This is a genomic window from Agromyces sp. NPDC056523, assembly GCF_042794545.1.
In the GTDB taxonomy this organism is placed as follows: domain Bacteria; phylum Actinomycetota; class Actinomycetes; order Actinomycetales; family Microbacteriaceae; genus Agromyces.
On the sequence record NZ_JBHTTM010000001.1, the window covers coordinates 589,187 to 607,379 of the forward strand.

At 70.9% G+C, this 18,193-nt stretch carries 17 protein-coding genes; 7 read left to right on the plus strand and 10 right to left on the minus strand.

Annotated elements, in window-relative coordinates; translation table 11 throughout:
• Nucleotides 1–177: 177 nt before the first annotated feature.
• The 6 genes from ACFQ58_RS02855 to ACFQ58_RS02880 all read right to left on the minus strand — a co-directional run bounded on the left by ACFQ58_RS02855 (nt 178) and on the right by ACFQ58_RS02880 (nt 5,620).
• Nucleotides 178–513, minus strand: a complete 336-nt coding sequence (locus tag ACFQ58_RS02855) for a hypothetical protein (protein WP_376949329.1) — start codon at nt 511–513, stop codon at nt 178–180.
• 62 nt (nt 514–575) lie between these two features.
• On the minus strand, nt 576–1,313 hold the full coding sequence (locus ACFQ58_RS02860; protein WP_376949331.1) for a sirohydrochlorin chelatase: 738 nt from the start codon (nt 1,311–1,313) through the stop codon (nt 576–578).
• Nucleotides 1,314–1,364: 51 nt separating this feature from the next.
• The gene (locus tag ACFQ58_RS02865) at nt 1,365–3,278 is read right to left on the minus strand and encodes a substrate-binding domain-containing protein (protein WP_376949333.1); all 1,914 of its coding nucleotides are present in this window, start codon (nt 3,276–3,278) and stop codon (nt 1,365–1,367) included.
• 94 nt (nt 3,279–3,372) lie between these two features.
• Nucleotides 3,373–3,921, minus strand: a complete 549-nt coding sequence (locus ACFQ58_RS02870) for a hypothetical protein (protein WP_376949335.1) — start codon at nt 3,919–3,921, stop codon at nt 3,373–3,375.
• Between the two features lie 140 nt (nt 3,922–4,061).
• Nucleotides 4,062–4,850 (minus strand): cache domain-containing protein, encoded by a 789-nt coding sequence (locus tag ACFQ58_RS02875; RefSeq protein WP_376949337.1) that lies wholly within the window; start codon nt 4,848–4,850, stop codon nt 4,062–4,064.
• The gene (locus tag ACFQ58_RS02880) at nt 4,847–5,620 is read right to left on the minus strand and encodes a FadR/GntR family transcriptional regulator (RefSeq protein WP_376949339.1); all 774 of its coding nucleotides are present in this window, start codon (nt 5,618–5,620) and stop codon (nt 4,847–4,849) included. Before ACFQ58_RS02880 ends, ACFQ58_RS02875 begins: the two co-directional genes overlap by 4 nt.
• 147 nt (nt 5,621–5,767) lie before the next feature.
• Between ACFQ58_RS02880 and ACFQ58_RS02885 the strand changes: the two genes are divergently transcribed.
• The 5 genes from ACFQ58_RS02885 (at nt 5,768) to ACFQ58_RS02905 (ending at nt 10,515) form a co-directional block, all read left to right on the plus strand.
• A complete protein-coding gene (locus ACFQ58_RS02885; RefSeq protein WP_376949341.1) occupies nt 5,768–6,817 on the plus strand; it encodes an ABC transporter ATP-binding protein in 1,050 nt (349 codons plus the stop codon).
• A 99-nt stretch (nt 6,818–6,916) separates the two neighbouring features.
• A complete protein-coding gene (locus ACFQ58_RS02890; protein WP_376949343.1) occupies nt 6,917–8,092 on the plus strand; it encodes an ABC transporter substrate-binding protein in 1,176 nt (391 codons plus the stop codon).
• Between the two features lie 73 nt (nt 8,093–8,165).
• Nucleotides 8,166–9,080, plus strand: coding sequence for an ABC transporter permease (locus tag ACFQ58_RS02895; RefSeq protein WP_376949345.1), 915 nt, complete (start codon nt 8,166–8,168; stop codon nt 9,078–9,080).
• Nucleotides 9,081–9,089: 9 nt separating this feature from the next.
• Nucleotides 9,090–9,893 carry an ABC transporter permease gene (locus ACFQ58_RS02900; RefSeq protein ID WP_376949347.1) on the plus strand — a complete coding sequence of 268 codons (804 nt, stop codon included), beginning with the start codon at nt 9,090–9,092 and terminating at the stop codon, nt 9,891–9,893.
• A gap of 19 nt (nt 9,894–9,912) precedes the next feature.
• On the plus strand, nt 9,913–10,515 hold the full coding sequence (locus tag ACFQ58_RS02905; RefSeq protein WP_376949349.1) for a nucleoside deaminase: 603 nt from the start codon (nt 9,913–9,915) through the stop codon (nt 10,513–10,515).
• A gap of 31 nt (nt 10,516–10,546) precedes the next feature.
• Here ACFQ58_RS02905 and ACFQ58_RS02910 read toward each other — a convergent pair whose 3' ends face one another.
• Nucleotides 10,547–11,365, minus strand: coding sequence for a hypothetical protein (locus tag ACFQ58_RS02910; RefSeq protein ID WP_376949351.1), 819 nt, complete (start codon nt 11,363–11,365; stop codon nt 10,547–10,549).
• A gap of 151 nt (nt 11,366–11,516) precedes the next feature.
• Here ACFQ58_RS02910 and ACFQ58_RS02915 point away from each other — a divergent pair, with 151 nt between their 5' ends.
• Both ACFQ58_RS02915 and ACFQ58_RS02920 read left to right on the plus strand, forming a co-directional pair.
• Entirely contained in the window at nt 11,517–12,155 is a 639-nt protein-coding gene (locus tag ACFQ58_RS02915) for a MarR family winged helix-turn-helix transcriptional regulator (RefSeq protein ID WP_376949353.1), read from the plus strand.
• Nucleotides 12,156–12,318: 163 nt separating this feature from the next.
• Entirely contained in the window at nt 12,319–14,907 is a 2,589-nt protein-coding gene (locus ACFQ58_RS02920) for an ExeM/NucH family extracellular endonuclease (protein WP_376949356.1), read from the plus strand.
• A gap of 82 nt (nt 14,908–14,989) precedes the next feature.
• Here ACFQ58_RS02920 and ACFQ58_RS02925 read toward each other — a convergent pair whose 3' ends face one another.
• The 3 genes from ACFQ58_RS02925 to ACFQ58_RS02935 all read right to left on the minus strand — a co-directional run bounded on the left by ACFQ58_RS02925 (nt 14,990) and on the right by ACFQ58_RS02935 (nt 18,173).
• Nucleotides 14,990–16,423, minus strand: coding sequence for an MFS transporter (locus tag ACFQ58_RS02925; protein ID WP_376949358.1), 1,434 nt, complete (start codon nt 16,421–16,423; stop codon nt 14,990–14,992).
• Nucleotides 16,424–16,572: 149 nt separating this feature from the next.
• Nucleotides 16,573–17,145: a YceI family protein gene (locus ACFQ58_RS02930; protein WP_376949360.1), complete on the minus strand. Its 573-nt coding sequence runs from the start codon at nt 17,143–17,145 to the stop codon at nt 16,573–16,575.
• Nucleotides 17,146–17,282: 137 nt separating this feature from the next.
• Nucleotides 17,283–18,173, minus strand: coding sequence for a serine protein kinase RIO (locus ACFQ58_RS02935; protein WP_376949362.1), 891 nt, complete (start codon nt 18,171–18,173; stop codon nt 17,283–17,285).
• Nucleotides 18,174–18,193 lie beyond the last annotated feature (20 nt).

Genomic DNA, 18,193 nt, shown 5'->3' on the forward strand with positions numbered 1-18,193 from the left:
CCCTCTCGCTCGCGCACCCCGGTCGGGGTACGTGCGCTCGAAGGTACGGGGGCTGAGCCGATGCCGACAGGCGGGCCCGTCACGATCGGTCACGGGATGTCACGCGATGTCGCATGACGTCACATGCGCCGTAACGCGTTGTGGCGACGGGCCTCGCGACGAAGGCGGCGGGGACGCCTACAGGTCGTCGTACACGTCGGCGCCGGGACCCTGCGTCATGGTGGCCGAGGGTCCGGGCGGATGCCGCAGCCCGGCGGTGAGCCGTTCGAGGCGTCGGACGACCACCTCGTCGACGAGTTCCTCGTGCTCGCTCTCCTCGGCGTCGGCGATCAACTGGCTCGCCGGGCCGATGAGGATCGTGCTGCTGCCGACGGAGCCGTCGTCCTCGCGCGTCGGGATGTCGAACATGCCCGCGGTCCCCGCCTTGGCGAGGAGTTCCGCGTACTGGAGGAGGGCATGTGCGATCTCCGATCCGGTCAGGACCGAGTCCCCCGCGTAGTGGATCCGATGCATCCCTCTTGCTTACCGCCCGGGCGGCAGGCCGTCACAGGGGTTGACCTTGCAGCGACGCCCCTTCAGACGACGGTCGGGGCCGATGCCGCGTAGCGGTCGAGCACGATCTCGACGAGCTCGACCGGGGCGGGCGCGTCCGGCACGAGCAGCGGCCGGGCCGTCACGTCGGCGCCGGCGGAACGCGCGAGATCGTCGAAGTAGCCGGGCGCGAGCAGGTAGTTCGCGACGACCACTCGCGCGCCCGCGCCATCCGCCCGTGCCGCGGCGACCGCGTCGGGCAGGCGCGGCTCGGCGGCCGACAGGAAGCCGACGGCGACCTCGCGACCCGATGCCGCGGCGAGCCGTCGCGCCTGGTCGCGGCAGTCCTCGACCGCGCGCCGATCGCTCGAGCCGGCGACGGCGAGCACGATCCGGTCGTCGCGCCGGAGGCCCGCCTCCTGCAACCGCCGCAACAGCAGCGTCGCGAGCCGGTCGTCGGGACCCAGCGCCTCGGCGAGCACGACGGGGCGGGTCGTCTCGGCGGCGACGGACTCCGTGAGGTCGACGTACACGTGGTATCCCGCCGAGAGCAGCAGCGGCACGACCACGGCGGGCTCGCCCGCGTCGAGCGAGGCGAGCGTCGCGGGCACGTCGGGCTGCTCGACGTCGACGTGCCCGAGGCGCGCGCTCGGCGTGCCATCCGGATGCCGCTGCGCCAGCGCCTCGGCGACGGCGTCGTGCAGTCCGCGCACCGCCCGCCGGCCCTCGGGCGAGGACGTGCCGTGCGAGATGCCGACGAGGGCGGGAGGCCGGTCGCTCATGGGTCCATGCTCGCAAACGGATTCGGGTGCGGGTCGCCGCGTGACGTGGTGTCAGAAGCTGGTGACCAGGTCGCCGAGCACCTCGTCGATCTCGGTCGGGTCGGTGGCGTCGTAGAAGTGCGCACCGGTCGCGCTCGAGATCGACTGCAGCGTCTTCACGTCGGCGTCGGCGCCGTAGGCGAGCGTGAAGACGAGCACGGGCGTGCTGTGGTGGAGGCCCTCGAGCGTCGCGAGCATCTGCGCCGACGTCGTGCTCGGCGCCTCGGTCTCGTTCTTGCCGTCGCTCAGCAGCACGATCGCGTTGATCCGGTCGGGGTCGTAGTCGTCGGCCTGGCGCTTCGCGAACGTGTCGACCGCCTCGTAGAGCGGCGTCCACTCGATCGGCACGAGCTTGGCCAGCGCCGCCTCGAAGCGGTCGCGCGTGTCGGCGATGTCGTCCACCGCGCTCACCTCGCCCGGCGCCAGCGGGTTGGCGTCGACTTCGGAGAATGCCGCGAGCCCGACGTGGTCGCCGTCGGCGAAGTGGTCGAGCGCCTGCGAGATCGCGGCCTTCGCCGCCTCGAGCTTGGTCGCACCGGTGGCGATCTTGTTGCCCATCGAGCCCGAGACGTCGACGAGGAACAGCACGTTGGCGCGCTTGCGCACTTCGGGGAAGGCCTCGTGCATCGCCACGATCACCTGCGGCTCGGGGAAGGCGAGACCGCCGCGCGGCGCCTCCGCGAGTGTGCCGACGCTCGCGACCTCGGCGTCGAGCTCGCGGTTGAGGTCGCGGTATCCCGTCTCGCGCACGATCGCCTGGCCCTCCTCGGTGGTCGCGAAGCGCACGAAGTCCTCTGCCGCAGCGACCTCGGCGTCGTCGACCCAGGCGCCGGTGAGGACGACCGCGGGATTGTCGGCGACGTAGAAGCCGTCGGTCGGGTAGATCGGCACGAGCTGCTCGGCCGGCGGCTCGCTCTCGATCCGGTTCACGCCGTCGCGGCTCGTGATGCCGCGGTTGTAGTCCCAGACCGACTTCTCGTCGACGATGACGGCCGAGAGGAAGTCCGCGGGCGATCCGCCCTGGTCCTCCGCCTGGCGCGCGTGCCAGAGGAAGTGCTCGGGCGTGGCCATGTAGTGGCTCGTGGCGAGCTCGTGCTCCTGGACCTCGGCCGTGATCTCGTCGTCGGCGATGTCGTCGGCCGAGAGCTCGGCGACTGAGCCGGCGGCCGAGCCGTAGGACGCCAGCATGGCCGCCTCGCCCGAGCTCGCGACGAGCGGACTGGTCTTGCCGAGCTTGAACTCGCCCCACTCGGGGTGGTCGAGGTCGTTCCAGACCTCCTCGTCGTCGGCGGTCGCGAACACGTCGGACCAGCTCGGCGGCTCGTCGTCCCAGCCGATCGCGGCGGCGAGCTCCTCCGGCATGGCGAGCACGATGTCGGACGAGCCGAGGCTCTCGCCCTCCTCGGGGACATTGGCGGACCCGCCGGCCTCGCGGGCCGTGCCGAGCCAGGAGTTCGCATCCGGGATCCACAGCGTCGGCCGTTCGTCCTCGGGCAGCTCGGTGAACCCGACCGCCGCCTCCTCTGCCGCGACGCCCGACTTGTCCCTCGTGGGCACGACCGTGACGCACGAGCCGTCCACGGCGCGCGGCTCGGCGTTGTAGGCCTCGGCGAGCGTCGAGACCATCTCGGCGTTCTCGAACGACGACAGGGCGCGCACGGTCGTGCACGGCTCGGCGCCAGGGGTGGGCGCGGGCGTGTCGGCGGGGAAGACGATGGGCTCGGGGTCGGCGGTCTCGGCGGGGGCCGCGGTGGTGCCGCCCTGCCCGGCGAGCATCGCGGCGGTGACGGCGCCGCCCACCGCGAGCAGCGCGACGACACCCGCGGCGACGCCGATCCAGAGCGCGCGCCGACGCCGACGCCGGCCCTCCTCGCGGATCCGACGGCGGTCGCGTCGTGCTGGAACGGTCTCCGGTGCGTCGCGCATCGTTGGTCCTCCAGTCGGCGGCTGCCTCGTTGGCGAGCCTAGCTCAGCGTCCCCCGAATGGGGCAGACCACCGCGTCACACGGCGAGGACGGGCTCATCCGGTCGAGTTCATCAGGCCGACGATCACGGCCGTCCACCACGCGACCTGGGAGACGATCGCGCTCGCGACGAACCCCGCACGCGCTCGCGTCGGCAGGGAGCCGAACCGCGCGTTCCCCGGCAGCCGTGCGAGGGCCTGGGTCCAGTGCGTGAGCGCGACGCCGTTGAGGGCGAGCACGAGCACGGCGGCCATCTTCACGAGCGTCGCGGGCTGCTCCAGGTCGGGTTCGAGCAGCGCGCCGCTCAGGAGCAGCCCACCGAGTCCGGCCCACACGGGCAGGATCATGGTGCGATCGGCCTGGCGGAGTTCGCGCGCGCTGCTCCACCCGGTCGCCCACAGCAGGGCGTGCCACTCGATCATGAGCACGGCGCCGAGGCCCACGACGAGCGATGCGAGGTGCACGAACAGGGCGATCCCGTGCAGCCAGTCGGGCGGTGTCAGGACGGTTGCCGCCCAGACGGTGAGGGCCCACCCGGCGGCGACGCCGACGTACGCGACCAGCCGGCGTCGCCTGCTGCGCGCCCGCTTCTCTCTGATCGTCATGGTCACGGCCGACCGCCCCGGTTCGTCCGGCGCGCCGCTTCCACGGACACGCGTCCGATTGCGTCAGCCCTCACACTATCCGGGGGCGGCCCGTCGGATGTCCCGCCAGCCCGCTCCTGTGGAAAGCTCGCGACTCCCGGCTACTCGACGACCAGCGCGAGCGAGGTGTCGCCGCAGGGCACGACGTCCGCGCCGCCCGGGAGCGGAGCGGCATCCGTCGCCCGGCCCTCGGCCTCGGCCTCGCGGAGCGGGGCGAGCGCCTCGGCGAGCCCGTCGAGCCGCAGCAGCGCACCGGTCGCGCGGTGCGTGTCGGTGGAGGCGACGATGCGGCCCGATGCGTTCACGATCGTGCACGTGCGGTCGGCGGCGCGCAGCACCGGCAGGAGCGCCTGCTCGAGGCGGGCGACGTACACGTCGGCGCCGACGAGGCCCGCCATCTCGCGGTCGACGGCGACGGGCGTCGTGATCGTCACGGTGTAGTCGTCGGTGCAGAGGTAGTCCACGTACGGTCCGGTGAGGTGGCGCCGCCCGGTGCGCGCGGGCACGCGCCACCACTCGAGCGTGGTGTAGTCGCGGAACGACTCGGCGTCGGGGTCGCTGACGGCGTCGAGGCGGCGCAGGCCTCCACCGGTCTGGTCGACGCGGAACGGCGACGCGCCGCTCAGCCACCAGGCGAGGTGCCAGGGCGCGTCGGGCAGGAAGCCGGGGGCGGCGACGAAGCCGGCCCCGGTGATGAGCGTGCCCGGGCGCTCGAGCTCGGCGGCGACGAGGCCGGCGACGACGGGATCGAACGAGGCGGCGCGGGGGTCGGCTTCAGCACCGAGTGCCTGCTCGACGCGCGTGCGCCACTCCTCGATGACGGCGAAGACGGGGTCGATGGTCGCGGCGATGCGCTGCGCGATCCCCGTCGAGGTGTCCACGAGCGTCATGACCGGCTCCCTTCGGTCGTGGATGCCGCTTCGAGCCGTGCCTTCTCGTCGACCAGCCACTCGACGGCCGACGTGATGTGCTCGACGGTCGCGGCACGTGCGGATGCGGCATCCGCTCGCCGGATCGCGTCGATCACCTCGAGGCGAGCCTCCCTGCTGCGGTCACGGTACTCCTGTTGCCGCAGGCACAGCCAGAGCAGGACGCCCGTCTCAGCCTGGAGGCGCAGTTCCTCGTGCACGAGCCGGGGCGACTGGCTCACGGCCGCGACCTCGAGCTGGAATCTGCCGACGGCACGGCGGGCGCCGCCCGGCGTGGTCAGGTCGGCCCGTGCGTCGATGTCGACGAGGCTCTGCACGTCGTCGTCGCTGGCGCGATCGGCCGCGACCTCGGCGGCCATCCCCCCGATCGCGGCGACGTGCAGCGACAGGTCGCGCAGTTCGATGCGGCTCGTCGCGCGCAGCCGCTCGTCGATGAGGCGGGTCGAGGTGTCGCGGTCGTACGTGACGAAGCTGCCGCCGTCGCGGCCGCGGCGCGTGCGGACGAGGCCCTTGTGGCGCAGCGCGACGAGTGCCTCGCGCGCGGTGACGAGCGCGACGCCGAGGCTCCGAGCGAGGTCGTTCTCGCTGGGCAGGCGCTCGCCGTCGTGCAGGACGCCCGAGACGATCGCGTCGGTGAGGCGCTGCTCGACGAGCTCGGCGCGACCCGACGCGTCGAGCGGCGAGAAGATCACGGCGCGGGCGGCATCGGCGCGAGCAGTGGCCTGCGGCATCCGTCCTCCTCGATGAGCGCCCCGACACGCCTCCCCCGGATTGGGGGCACCGGTCGGCGAATCCGTGATGCGACCGTAACACGAACCTCTGGACTATGACATATGAGTCCATATGATTTACAGCACGACCATCGAAGGAGATCGTCCATGACCGACCAGCAGCCGGCCATCAGGCTGACCGGGCTCACGAAGGAGTTCGGCGCCGTCACCGCCGTCGACCACGTCGATCTCGAGATCGGCGCGGGCGAGTTCTTCTCGATGCTGGGTCCGTCGGGATCCGGCAAGACCACGGTGCTGCGGCTCATCGCCGGGTTCGAGCAGCCCACGAGCGGCACGATCGAGCTGTTCGGCACGGATGTCACGAAGCGCGCGCCGTTCGACCGCGACGTCAACACGGTCTTCCAGGACTACGCGCTGTTCCCGCACATGAGCGTGCTCGAGAACGTCGCGTACGGGCTGCGCGTTCGCGGCATCGGCCGCAAGGAGCGCCTCGAGCGCGCACGCCGGGCGCTCGCGTCCGTCCGGCTCGAGCAGATGGGCGACCGCAAGCCCTCGCAGCTGTCCGGCGGCCAGCGCCAGCGCGTCGCGCTCGCGCGAGCCACGGTCGTCGAGCCCAAGGTGCTGCTCCTCGACGAGCCGCTCGGCGCGCTCGACCTCAAGCTCCGCGAGCAGATGCAGGTCGAGCTCAAGCAGATCCAGCGCGACCTCGGCATCACCTTCATCTTCGTGACCCACGACCAGGAGGAGGCGCTCACGCTCTCCGACCGGATCGCCGTGTTCAACGCCGGGAGGATCGAGCAGCTCGGCACGCCGTCCGAGCTCTACGAACGGCCCACCTCCCGGTTCGTGGCCGACTTCGTCGGCACCTCGAACCTCTTCGACGACGAGCGCTCCAAGACCATCCTCGGACGCGACGGGCACCACTCGGTGCGCCCCGAGAAGATGACCGTCACGCAGGGCGGGCTTGAGGGCGTCGGTGTCGTGAACATGCCGGGCACCGTCGTCGAGGCCATCTACCTCGGCAGCGGCGTGCGGCTCGTCGTCGACCTCGACGACGGCACGCGCGTGAGCGTGCTCGAACAGAACGACCGCGATCGCATCCACGACGACGAGCGCGGCGACCGGGTGGTCGTCTCCTGGCACGACGACGACGTCGTTGCCCTGGGGCCGGGCGTCCTCCCCGGGATCTCCGGCTGAGGCATCAGCCTGCCGGACCAGCCCACCGCACCCTGCACCACCGCACCTGCACCACCGCACCTGCACCACCTGCACCCCGCACAGAACAAGGAGAGAACCATGATGCGAATGCGCACCGCCGCCCGCGGCGCGACCGTGGGGCTCGCGATCGCCTCGGTCGCGCTGCTCACCGCCTGCGCCACGTCCCAGGGCGGATCGACCGGCGGCGAGGCCGCCGAGGAGCTCGGCGAGATGGAGGGCCAGCTCTCCGTCCTCGCCTGGCCCGGCTACGCCGAGGACGGCACGAACGATCCCGAGGTCGACTGGGTCACGCCGTTCGAGGAGGACACGGGCTGCGAGGTGACCGTGAAGACGTTCAACACGTCCGACGAGGCGGTGAACCTCATGAAGACCGGCGACTACGACGTCGTGTCGGCGTCGGGCGACGCGTCACTCCGGCTCATCGCCGCCGATGACGTGCAGCCGGTCAACATGGACCTCACGCCGAACTACGAGAACGTCTACGACTTCCTGAAGGACAAGGCGTGGAACACCGTGGACGGCGAGAACTACGGCATGCCGCACGGCTACGGCGCGAACCTGCTCATGTACAGCACGGACGTCTTCTCCGAGGCGCCCACGAGCTGGGGCGTCGTGTTCGACGAGTCCGACCCGTACGCGGGCAAGGTCACGGCGTACGACTCGCCCATCTACATCGCTGACGCGGCCATGTACCTCATGGCGACCCAGCCCGATCTCGGCATCGAGAACCCCTACTCGCTCGACGAGGAGCAGCTGGCCGCCGCCGTCGACCTGCTCAAGGTGCAGCGCGAGAACATCGGCGAGTACTGGTCCGACTACCTCAAGGAGATCCAGGCCTTCACGACCGGCGACAGCGTCGTGGGCACGACCTGGCAGGTCATCCAGAACGTCGCCGCGGCGGAAGGCGCCCCGACCGATGTCACCGTCCCCGAGGAGGGCGTGACCGGATGGTCGGACACCTGGATGATCTCGTCCGGCACGGAGAACACGAACTGCGCGTACGCGTGGCTCGACCACATCGCGAGCCCCGAGGCCAACGGCCAGGCGACCGAGTACTTCGGCGAGGCGCCGTCGAGCGACGAGGCCTGCGAGTTCCGCGCGGACTGCGAGGCGTACCACGCCGGTGACGCCGCCTACGCCGAGAACATCTGGTACTGGACCACGCCCATCGAGGAGTGCATCGACGGTCGTACCGACGTGACGTGCACCGACTACTCGGCGTGGACCGAGGCGTGGCAGGAGATCAAGGGCTGACGCCCTCCCGACCCGGGGCGGCCCCGTGACACCGGGGCCGCCCCACCCGAACCCCTCTCGACAGGAACGCTGCATGACGACGAACGCCCCTCCGCGGCATCCGCTCCCGGCCCCGCGCGACTCGGTCGCACGCAAGGGGTCGGCCTTCCTCGCGACGCATCCGCGGGCGCGCCTGGCGTTCCTGCTGACCGCGCCGCTGTTCTGGCTCGTCATCGTCTACATCGTGGCGCTGGTGCTGCTGCTCGTCACCGCCTTCTGGTCGGTCGACAGCTTCACGGGCGAGATCACCACGGAGTTCACGTTCGACAACATCATCGAGGTGCTCACCGGCTCGCTGTACCAGACGGTGACGCTGCGGACCGTGGGCGTCGCACTCCTCGTCACGATCATCGACGTCGCGCTCGCGCTGCCGATCGCGTTCTACATGGCGAAGGTCGCGTCGCCGCGCATGCAGCGCGTGCTCGTGATCATGGTGCTGACCCCGCTCTGGGCGTCGTACCTCGTGAAGGCGTACGCCTGGCGTTCGGTGCTCTCGCAGGAGGGCATCCTCGAGTGGCTGCTCGCACCGTTCGGAGGCCACACGCCGGGCTACGGCCTGCCCGCGACGGTCATCACGCTGTCGTACCTCTGGCTGCCGTACGTGATCCTGCCGATCTACGCCGGGCTCGAGCGCGTGCCCGACTCGCTGCTCGAGGCATCCGGCGACCTGGGCGGCAAGACCTGGCCGACGCTGCGGCTCATCGTGCTGCCGCTCATCTTCCCCGCCATCATCGCGGGCACGATCTTCAGCTTCGCGCTCTCACTCGGCGACTACATCACGGTGAACATCGTCGGCGGCGCGAGCCAGATGCTCGGCAACCTCGTCTACACGAACGTCGGCGCGGCCAACAACCTGCCGCTGGCGTCGGCGATCGCGCTCATCCCGATCGTCATCATCTTCGGCTACCTCTTCCTCGTGCGCCGCACCGGCGCCCTCGACAACCTCTAGGGGCGACGGATGCGACTCTCACGACTCTCGCGCACGATCCTCGGCGTCGTCACGGCGATCATCCTCGTCGTCGTGTACGTGCCCCTCTTCGTCGTGCTGATCAACTCCTTCTCGACCTCGACGTCGCTGAGCTGGCCGCCGCCGGGCTTCACGCTCGAATGGTGGGGGCGCGCGTTCCAGAGCGCCGGCGCGGTCGAGGCCGTGTGGACCAGCGTGCAGGTCGCGGCCGTCGCCACCGTGATCTCGCTCGCGCTCGGCACCTTGATCTCGCTCGCGTTGCAGCGGTTCTCGTTCTTCGGGCGGGATGCGATCAGCCTGCTCGTGATCCTGCCGATCGCGCTGCCCGGCATCATCACGGGTATCGCGCTCAACAACTTCTTCCGCACGATCATGGGCGTGCCGCTGTCGATCTGGACGGTCGTCATCGCGCACGCGACGTTCTGCATCGTCACGGTCTTCAACAACGTCATCGCGCGCCTGCGCCGGCAGGGCATCAACCTCGAGGAGGCGTCGAGCGACCTCGGCGCCGGCGTGTGGACGACCTTCCGGCTCGTGACCTTCCCGCAGCTGCGCTCGGCGCTGCTCGCGGGCGGCCTGCTCGCCTTCGCGCTCTCGTTCGACGAGATCATCGTGACCACGTTCACCGCGGGGTCGGGCGTGACGACGCTGCCGATCTTCATCCTGAACAACATGTTCCGTCCCAACCAGGCGCCGATCGTGTCGGTGATCGCGGTCGTGCTCGTGATCGTGTCGATCGTGCCGATCTACCTGGCGCAGCGGCTGTCGGGCGACCGCGAGCAGAAGGCGCCGTAGCGGGGGCAGAATGAGGGGCATGGATGCCGCGCTGCCGTCCTCGTTCGCCGCGTCGCTGCCCTCGTGGCTGGTCGACGAGCTCTCGCGGCTGGGGTCCGCGCCGCTGCCCGACGACGAGGCCCGGGTGGGTCTCGCGGTCGAGCTGGCCGACCGCAACTGGAGGGCGGGCAGCGGCGGACCGTTCGCCGCGCTCGTGGTCGACGCGGCATCCGGCGAACTCGTCTCGGCGGGCGTGAACCTGGTGCTCTCGAGCGGGCTCAGCTCGACGCATGCCGAGGTCACGGCGCTCAGCCTCGCGCAGACGCGCCTCGGCCGGTGGGACCTCGGCGCGCAGGGTGCGGAGCTCGAGCTCGTCGTCAACTGGGCGCCCTGCGTCATGTGCTACGGGGCCGCGATGTGGTCGGGTGTGCGGCGTCTCGTCATCGCCGGGCACGGCGACGAGTGCATGGCCCTCACGGGATTCGACGAGGGGCCGATGCCCGACGACTGGATCGGGGAGTTCGAGCGCCGGGGCATCCGCGTGCGGTCGGGCGTCCGCCGCGACGAGGCGATCGACGTGTTCCGCGCGTTCGGCGCGTCGGACGCGGTCGTGTACAACGCACGCGGCCGGTCCGAACGGTAGGTCCGGGCCGGCCGCGTGGGTCGGTGATGGGTCAACGATCGGAGTGATCGTGACGACGGCCGTGTCCGCCACGGTGATCGCGGCGGGGACCTCGGCGGTCGTCGAGGTGGACGTGGACGTGCACTTCGCGCTCGCCGCCGTGAGGGTGACCGTGGTGGCCGCACTCGTGATGGTGGTGCTCATGCGGCGCGCCGTGGTGCCGACGGTCCTCGCGCTCGTCGACGGCCCAGGGCGGCGTGCCGAACCGGCCGAACCCGCGCGCGCCGCGCCGGCCCCAGGCTGCCCCCGGCCCGCGGCGGCCGAACCGCCCACGGCCGAGCGGTCGGGCGGAGACGGACTCGTCCCAACCGAGCGCGCGCGCCATGGCCTCGAGGCTGGCGAGGGTGGTGGCGTAGTCCTCGGATGACACGGCGTCGCGGATGCGCGAGCGGACGCCGCCCACCCGCTCGGCGAGGTCGGCGTGCGCCGCCCGGCCGGCCTCGGTCAGCTCCCAGGCGCCGGGCTCGCCGGCGACCCAGCCCCGCTCGAGGAGCGGGAGCATGCGGTCGGGCCGGGCGTCGAGCTTGGCGCGGAGACGCTCGTCTCGGACCTCGCCCGCGACGAGGTTGAGCACCTGCCAGTCGCGGCGGGTCACGTCGAGGTCGGCGAAGGCCGCCTCGAACTCGCGGTCGATCAGGCGGTCGAGGACGGTGAGCCAGAAGCCGAGGGGGCGGCGGGTCGCGTCGGTCGTGGAGTCGGCGCCGGGCGTCTCGGGGCGGTCGTCCGCTGCGGACGTCTCGCGCTCGGGCTCGTCGTCGGGTCGGGGCTCGTCGTCGGGTCGATGGGTGTCGTGGTGATCGTGGTGGTTCATGGGAATCCTCTCGCGGCCGGACTGCGTCGTCGCACGAGGCGCGGCATCCGGCGGTTGTCGTCGCCCATCCGGGCAATGCATGTCTTGTGACATGTACATGCATCATGACATGCAACTCCATTCCATGTCAACTGACATGTACCATCGGGGCATGACCGAATCGCCCCGCGAGGAATCCGACCAGGATCCGGTCGAGCTCATCGAGCAGTCGCTGGCCGCATTGCGTCGGGGCGGGCGCGGGCCGGGCCCGCATGAACACGGCCACGACCACGGTCCTCACGCGCATCGCGGCGATCGCGATCGGTCCGGCGGGTCGCCCTGGGGCCACGGTCCGAGGGGCGGGCCGTGGAACTCCGGGCGATCCGGCGACGCGGGCGATCAGGGCGATGGCGGCGTTCCGCCCTGGAGTCGCCGCGGACCACGCGGTGCGTGGGAGTTCCGAGCCGGGCCGATGGCGAGCCTGCGCCTCCTGGCGACGCTGCACGCCGCCGACCGCCCGATGTCGGTCACCGAGCTCGCAGCGGCGATCGGCGTCGACCAGCCGAGGGCGAGCCGCCTCGTCCAGGCCGCGGTCGCGGAGGGCCTGGTCGTGCGCGAAGCCGACCCCGAGGACGCCCGGCGGACCCGCATCCGACTCACCGAATCGGGGCTCGCGGCCGTCCACGACGCGACCTCGCACCGACGCCGTGCCATCGAGGCGGCGCTCGAGGGCTTCACTGATGAGGAGCGCGCCCAGTTCGCGACGCTGTTCGCGCGGTTCGCGCGGGGCCTGCATCCACGCGGTCGGTAGTCAGCCGTGCTCATCTGAGCACATGCGGCCCTGAAAGATGCACATTTGCGTGGAGACGGTGAACGTCGCATGACACCCCTTCCCCGGGCGGGTGTCCGCTGCTTATGCTGACGCGCGTCCGGGGGGTCACGGTGGCCCGTGCCGGGTTGCGTGAGGAGTCCCGATGAAACGCCTTCTACGTCGTCCGGCCGTCGCCGTGGCGACCGCTTCACTGCTCGCCGTCGGGCTCGCCGCGGTGCCGGCGACGATCGCACAGGCCGCGACGCCGACCGAGCTGTTCATCAGCGAGTACATCGAGGGCAGCTCGAACAACAAGGCCATCGAGATCTCGAACCTCACCGGAGCGCCCGTCGACCTCGGTGCCGGAGACTACGACCTGAAGGTCTACTTCAACGGCTCGGCGACCGCCGGGCTCACGATCCAATTGACCGGCACCGTCGCGGCGGGCGACGTGCACGTCGTCGCCCAGAGCGCTGCGAACGCCACCATCCTCGCGGCGGCCGACCAGACGAACGGCGCCGGATGGTACAACGGCGACGACGCCGTCGTGCTGACGAAGGCCGACGCGGTCGTCGACGCGTTCGGCCAGACCGGGTTCGACCCCGGCACCGAGTGGGGGTCGGGTCTGGTCTCCACCGCCGACAACACGCTCCGCCGCGGCAACGCCTATTGCCAGGGCGACACCAACGCGGGCGATCCGTTCGACCCGTCCGTCCAGTGGACCGGTTTCGCGACTGACACCGTCGACGGGCTGGGCGTTCACTCGGCGACCTGCGAAACGCCGCCGCCGCCGCCCGAGGCGGACTGCGATGCCGACATCGTGACCATCGGGTCCGTGCAGGGAAGCGGCACGGCGACGCCCGTCGCCGGCCAGACCGTGCGCGTCGAGGGTGTCGTCGTGGGCGACTTCCAGGCATCCGGCGGCCTGGGCGGGTTCTTCCTGCAGGACGCTGGCGACGGTGACCCCGCGACCTCCGACGGCATCTTCGTGCTCTCGTCGGAGCCCGTCGAGGTCGGTGACTCCGTCCACGTCGTCGGCACCGCCGGTGAGAACTTCGGCGCCACCCGCATCTCCGCGATCGACGCGGCGATCTGCCCCGACGGCGGCGATCTGCCCGAGCCGGTCGAGCTCGAGCTGCCGGTGCAGCCCTCGACCTACGAGTCGCTCGAGGGCATGTACGTGACCATGCCGCAGACGCTGACCATCCTCGAGTACTTCGAGTTCGACCGCTTCGGCGAGATCGTGCTCGGCACCGAGCGTCAGATCCAGCCCACCGCCATCTACGACCCGGGCTCGCCCGATGCGATCGCGCTCGCCGCCGAGAACGCGGCCAACCGGATCACCGTCGACGACGGTCGCAGCGAGTCGAACCCCGACCCCGCGATCCACCCGAACGGTGAGGAATTCACCCTCGAGAACACGTTCCGTGGCGGCGACCTCGTGACCGGCGTCACCGGCGTGCTCGACTTCGCGTTCAGCAAGTGGCGGATCCAGCCGACGCAGGGAGCGGAGTACGAGTCGGTCAACGAGCGACCCGACGTCCCCGAGGTCGGCGGCAACTTCACCGTCGCGAGCTTCAACGTGCTGAACTACTTCACCACGCTGAACTCACGTGGAGCGATCACCGAGGAGGAGTTCGAGCGGCAGGAGGCGAAGATCGTCGCCGCGCTCGCCGAGATCGACGCCGACGTGTTCGGCCTGATCGAGATCGAGAACAACGGCGATACCGCCGTGGGCACGCTCGTGCAGGCGCTCAACGACGTGGTCGGCGACGGCACCTACGACTTCATCTCGACGGGTGTCCTCGGAACCGACGTGATCACGACGGCGCTCATCTACAAGCCGTCCGCCGTGACGCCGGTGGGCGACCATGCCGTGCTGGACTCGACGGTGGATCCGCGATTCAACGACGACCACAACCGTCCCGCGCTGGCGCAGGCATTCACCGATGTCGAGTCCGGGGCGACGGTCGCGGTCGTCGTCAACCACCTGAAGTCCAAGGGCTCGGCCTGCGCCGGCGACCCCGACAAGGGCGACGGCCAGGGCAACTGCAACCTCACGCGCAAGGCGGCAGCGGAGGCGATGGTCGACTGGCTCGCCGACGAGCCCACCGCAGCCGAGGCCGGACACGAGCTCATCATCGGCGACCTGAACTCCTACGACAAGGAGGACCCGATCGACGTGTTCGTGGGCGCCGGCTACACCGACCTGCTGCTGCGCGAGCAGGGCGAGGAGGCGTACTCCTACGTGTTCGACGGGCAGATCGGCTACCTGGACTACGCCCTCGCGGGTACGGCCCTCGCGCCGAAGGTCACCGGTGCCGCCGACTGGCGCATCAACGCCGACGAGCCCGACCTCATCGACTACACGATGCAGTTCAAGAAGCCCGCGCAGGACGCACTCTTCGCGCCCGACCCCTACCGTTCGAGCGACCACGACCCGGTCATCGTGGGCATGGACTTCATCGCCCCCGAGCTCGAGGTGACGGCCGAATCCGACGTGGTCTTCCCGCCGAACGCGCAGTGGCGCACGGTCGCGTTCGACGTCGACGCCACCGACGACTCGGGTGAGGTCGACGTCGAGATCGTGGACACCACGGCCGAAGGGCACAAGGCCGAGATCCGCGCGGTCTCGGACACCGAGGTCGAGGTGCTCGCCCGCCAGGGCGCGATCTACACGGTCACCTTCGAGGCGACCGACCCGTATGGCAACGTCACGACCGAGGTCATGACGATCCGCGTGCTGCCGTAACCGGTAGCGCCCCCAGAAGACGGCGCGCCGCTCCCGAGGGGCGGCGCGCCGTCGTGTGCGCGGAGATCGGGCGGGTCGGAGGCTACTCCGCCGCTACCGGTGCGGCCGCGGCATCCGCGACCCGCTTCGGCAGGCGCACGAAGAGCATCATCACGAGGCCCGCAGCGAGGATGAGCGCGATGCCCAGGATGCCCCAGTACTGCGCGCCGAACGCGGCGATGAAGCCGGCCCACGCGAGCGGCGCGAGGAAGCTGGCGGCCCGGCCGGTGGTCGCGTAGAGCCCGAAGATCTCGCCCTCGCGCCCGGCCGGCGTCACGCGCGCGAGGAACGAGCGGCTCGCGGCCTGCGCCGGGCCGACGAGCGCCGAGAGGAACAGTCCGAAGACCCAGAACACGGTCTGGCCGGCGTCGTGCGCGAAGAAGACGACGACCGCCGAGACGACCAGCCCGCCGAGCGTCGTGAGGATCACCGCGCGCGGCCCGAACCGGTCGTCGAGCCGGCCCGACAGGATCGTCGACACGCCCGCGACGACGTTCGCCGCCACGCCGAAGATGACGACCTCGTTGAAGCTGAACCCGAAGGTGATGCTCGCGATGACCGCCCCGAAGGTGAAGACGCCGGCGAGTCCGTCGCGGTAGACGGCACTCGCGAGCAGGAACCAGAACGTCGGCCGCGACTCGCGCCAGAGCCGTGCGATGTCCTTGACGAGCACCGCGTACGAGCGGAAGAAGCCCACCCGCTCACGCCCGGGCGCCGGCGGCGCCTCGGGCACATTCAGGAAGATCGGCAGCGAGAACACGAGTGTCCAGATCGCGCAGAAGAGGGCGACCAGCCGGATGTTGAGGCCGTCCTCGGTCGGCAGCCCGAACCATCCGCCCAGCTGGGCCACCACCACGAGCGCGAGCACGACGATGCCGCCGAGGTATCCGAATCCCCAGCCCAGCCCGCTCACGCGCCCGACCGTGCGTGGCGTGGAGACCTGCACGAGCATGGCGTTGTAGTTCACGCCCGCGATCTCGCCGAACACGGTGCCGACGGCGAGCAGCCCCGCGCCGAGCCAGAAGAACCTGGCATCGGCTTCGACGAAGAACATCATCGCCATGCTGACGATGACGCCGCCCGTGGCGAGCCCGAGCCAGAACTTGCGCCGGCCCGTGGCATCCGCCCGCTGGCCGAGCACCGGGGCGAGCAGGGCGACCAGGATGCCGCCGAGGCCGACCGCCAGGCCGAGCCAGCTCGACAGGTCCGCGAGCGCCGACTGCACGGCCGGATCGTCTTCGGGCGCGCCGACGAGGTCGGCCGGCAGGAACAGCGTGCTCGTGATGTAGACGGAGAACACGAAGGTCGTGATCACCGAGTTGAACGGCTGCGTCGCCCAGTCCCACAGCGCCCACGACCACACCTGCTTCCGCGGGATGTGCCGCTCGGCCTGCAGCTCGAGGCCGGTGAGGGGTTCGACGTCGTGGTGGTCGTGGTGGTCGGGTGCCGGCGCCTGCGGCGCGAGGGGGTCGGTCATGGGCGGGAGTCTTCCGACGAGGGGTGAACGGGCGGTGACGGCGCGCCCGGCTCACCGATCCGCGTCGATCCCGTGCAGGCTAGCGCCTCCGGTCCGTCCGCGATAGCCGGTCGCCGACTCCCCCGGCGCTCCCGCCCGACCTCCTGGCGTCAGGCCGCCTGGGATGCCTCGCCGCTGCGCTTGATCGCCGAGAGCTCGAACTCGAGCGTGATCTTCTCGGAGACGAGCCATCCGCCCGAGTCGAGCGCCATGTTCCACTCGAGGCCGTACTCGCGACGGTCGATGCGCCGCGTGCCCTCGAAGCCGGCACGGAGTGCGCCGAAGGCGTCGGTCTCGACCCCGGTGAACTCGATCGGGATGGTGATCGGCTTCGTGATGTCGCGGATCGTCAGGTCGCCGGAGACCACGAGCGCGTTCTCCCCGACCTCCTCGATCCGGGTGCTGCGGAACGTGATCTCAGGCCACGTCTCGGCGTCGAAGAAGTCGGCGCTGCGCAGGTGCTCGTCGCGCTGCGCGTTCCGGCTGTCGATGCTGGCGACCTTCAGCGCGATCTCGGCGTACGACTTCGAGGGGTTCTCGAAGTCGACATGCAGGGTGCCGGTCACGTCGTTGAATGCGCCGCGGACGTTCGCCACCATCGCGTGCTTGGCGGAGAAGCCGATGCGGCTGTGGCCCGGGTCGAGGTCCCAGTCGCCGCTCAGGTCGGGTCCGTTGTCGGTCATGATCTCCCCAGGGTCGGTGCACGAAAACCCGACCAGTCTCTCATCCGACGGCTGATGGAACGCTCACTGCGCCGGACGGTGTCATGAAGCAGGGCCGAACGGATGGCGCCGGCTCGCGCCATCCGCTCGGCCTCGGCTCATCGGTAGACGTCGCCGACGAGGTCGCCGAACAGCGCCTCGGCGTCGCACTCGAGCCGCTGGCGCGTGAACCACTCGCACACGTTGACGCAGTCGCGGTGCAGCAGGTCGAACCCGTTGGGATTCGCGACGACGTCGACGACCTGCGGCAGGTCGATCGCGACCACGCGGCCGCGGTGCACGAGCAGGTTGTACGGCGAGAGGTCGCCGTGCGCGAGGCCGGCGAAAGCGAGCGTGCGCATGAAGCCCATGACCTGGTGGAACAGGTCGCGCAGCTCGTCGGGGGTCGCGCGCACCTGCGCCAGGCGCGGCGCGGCGGTGCGGCCCTCGCCGATGAACTCCATGAGCACTTCGGTCTCGCCGACCTGCACCGGGTACGGCACGGATGCGCCGAGCTCGGTGAGGCGGCTGAGCGCGGCGAACTCGGCGTACGCCCACTCGGTGCGGGCCACCTCGCGGCCGTACGTCGAGTTGCGCTGCACGGCGCGCACGTCCCGGCTGCGGCGCGGCGCCGCACGGCCCTCGGTGTAGACCGCCGATCGGTGGAACATCCGGTGCTCGGCTCCGCGGTACCGCTTCGCCGCCATGAGCGTGCGGGTGCCGGGCACGTCGGCGGGCGCGCCCGGCACCGCCCGCTCGATGAGCCACAGGTCGGCCTCCTTGCCGGTCTTGACGATGCCGAGCTCGGTGTCGAGTGCGGCGGCGGACGTCACGAGCCAGTCGGGCCGAGGCTCGGGCCCGCGCTCGAGGGGTTGGGTGGCCGGCCAGGTCGACCAGCGCTGGTCCTCGCCGGGTTCGACGTCGGCGAAGGCGAGGTGGGCGGATGCCGCGCCGAACGGCGCAGCGGATGCCGCGCGTGGCGCGGCGGAATCGTCAAGGGACGACAGCATGTTCACGGTGGTGTCTCCGA

Bases quoted from the DNA above. Each gene is read 5' to 3' on its own strand.
- ACFQ58_RS02895 (WP_376949345.1), top strand. From the start codon at position 8,166: ATGACGACGAACGCCCCTCCGCGGCATCCGCTCCCGGCCCCGCGCGAC.
- ACFQ58_RS02860 (WP_376949331.1), bottom strand. From the start codon at position 1,313: ATGAGCGACCGGCCTCCCGCCCTCGTCGGCATCTCGCACGGCACGTCC.
- ACFQ58_RS02900 (WP_376949347.1), top strand. From the start codon at position 9,090: ATGCGACTCTCACGACTCTCGCGCACGATCCTCGGCGTCGTCACGGCG.
- ACFQ58_RS02885 (WP_376949341.1), top strand. From the start codon at position 5,768: ATGACCGACCAGCAGCCGGCCATCAGGCTGACCGGGCTCACGAAGGAG.
- ACFQ58_RS02875 (WP_376949337.1), bottom strand. From the start codon at position 4,850: ATGACGCTCGTGGACACCTCGACGGGGATCGCGCAGCGCATCGCCGCG.
- ACFQ58_RS02865 (WP_376949333.1), bottom strand. From the start codon at position 3,278: ATGCGCGACGCACCGGAGACCGTTCCAGCACGACGCGACCGCCGTCGG.
- ACFQ58_RS02925 (WP_376949358.1), bottom strand. From the start codon at position 16,423: ATGACCGACCCCCTCGCGCCGCAGGCGCCGGCACCCGACCACCACGAC.
- ACFQ58_RS02905 (WP_376949349.1), top strand. From the start codon at position 9,913: ATGGATGCCGCGCTGCCGTCCTCGTTCGCCGCGTCGCTGCCCTCGTGG.
- ACFQ58_RS02935 (WP_376949362.1), bottom strand. From the start codon at position 18,173: ATGCTGTCGTCCCTTGACGATTCCGCCGCGCCACGCGCGGCATCCGCT.
- ACFQ58_RS02930 (WP_376949360.1), bottom strand. From the start codon at position 17,145: ATGACCGACAACGGACCCGACCTGAGCGGCGACTGGGACCTCGACCCG.
- ACFQ58_RS02855 (WP_376949329.1), bottom strand. From the start codon at position 513: ATGCATCGGATCCACTACGCGGGGGACTCGGTCCTGACCGGATCGGAG.
- ACFQ58_RS02910 (WP_376949351.1), bottom strand. From the start codon at position 11,365: ATGAACCACCACGATCACCACGACACCCATCGACCCGACGACGAGCCC.
- ACFQ58_RS02870 (WP_376949335.1), bottom strand. From the start codon at position 3,921: ATGACGATCAGAGAGAAGCGGGCGCGCAGCAGGCGACGCCGGCTGGTC.
- ACFQ58_RS02915 (WP_376949353.1), top strand. From the start codon at position 11,517: ATGACCGAATCGCCCCGCGAGGAATCCGACCAGGATCCGGTCGAGCTC.
- ACFQ58_RS02920 (WP_376949356.1), top strand. From the start codon at position 12,319: ATGAAACGCCTTCTACGTCGTCCGGCCGTCGCCGTGGCGACCGCTTCA.
- ACFQ58_RS02890 (WP_376949343.1), top strand. From the start codon at position 6,917: ATGATGCGAATGCGCACCGCCGCCCGCGGCGCGACCGTGGGGCTCGCG.
- ACFQ58_RS02880 (WP_376949339.1), bottom strand. From the start codon at position 5,620: ATGCCGCAGGCCACTGCTCGCGCCGATGCCGCCCGCGCCGTGATCTTC.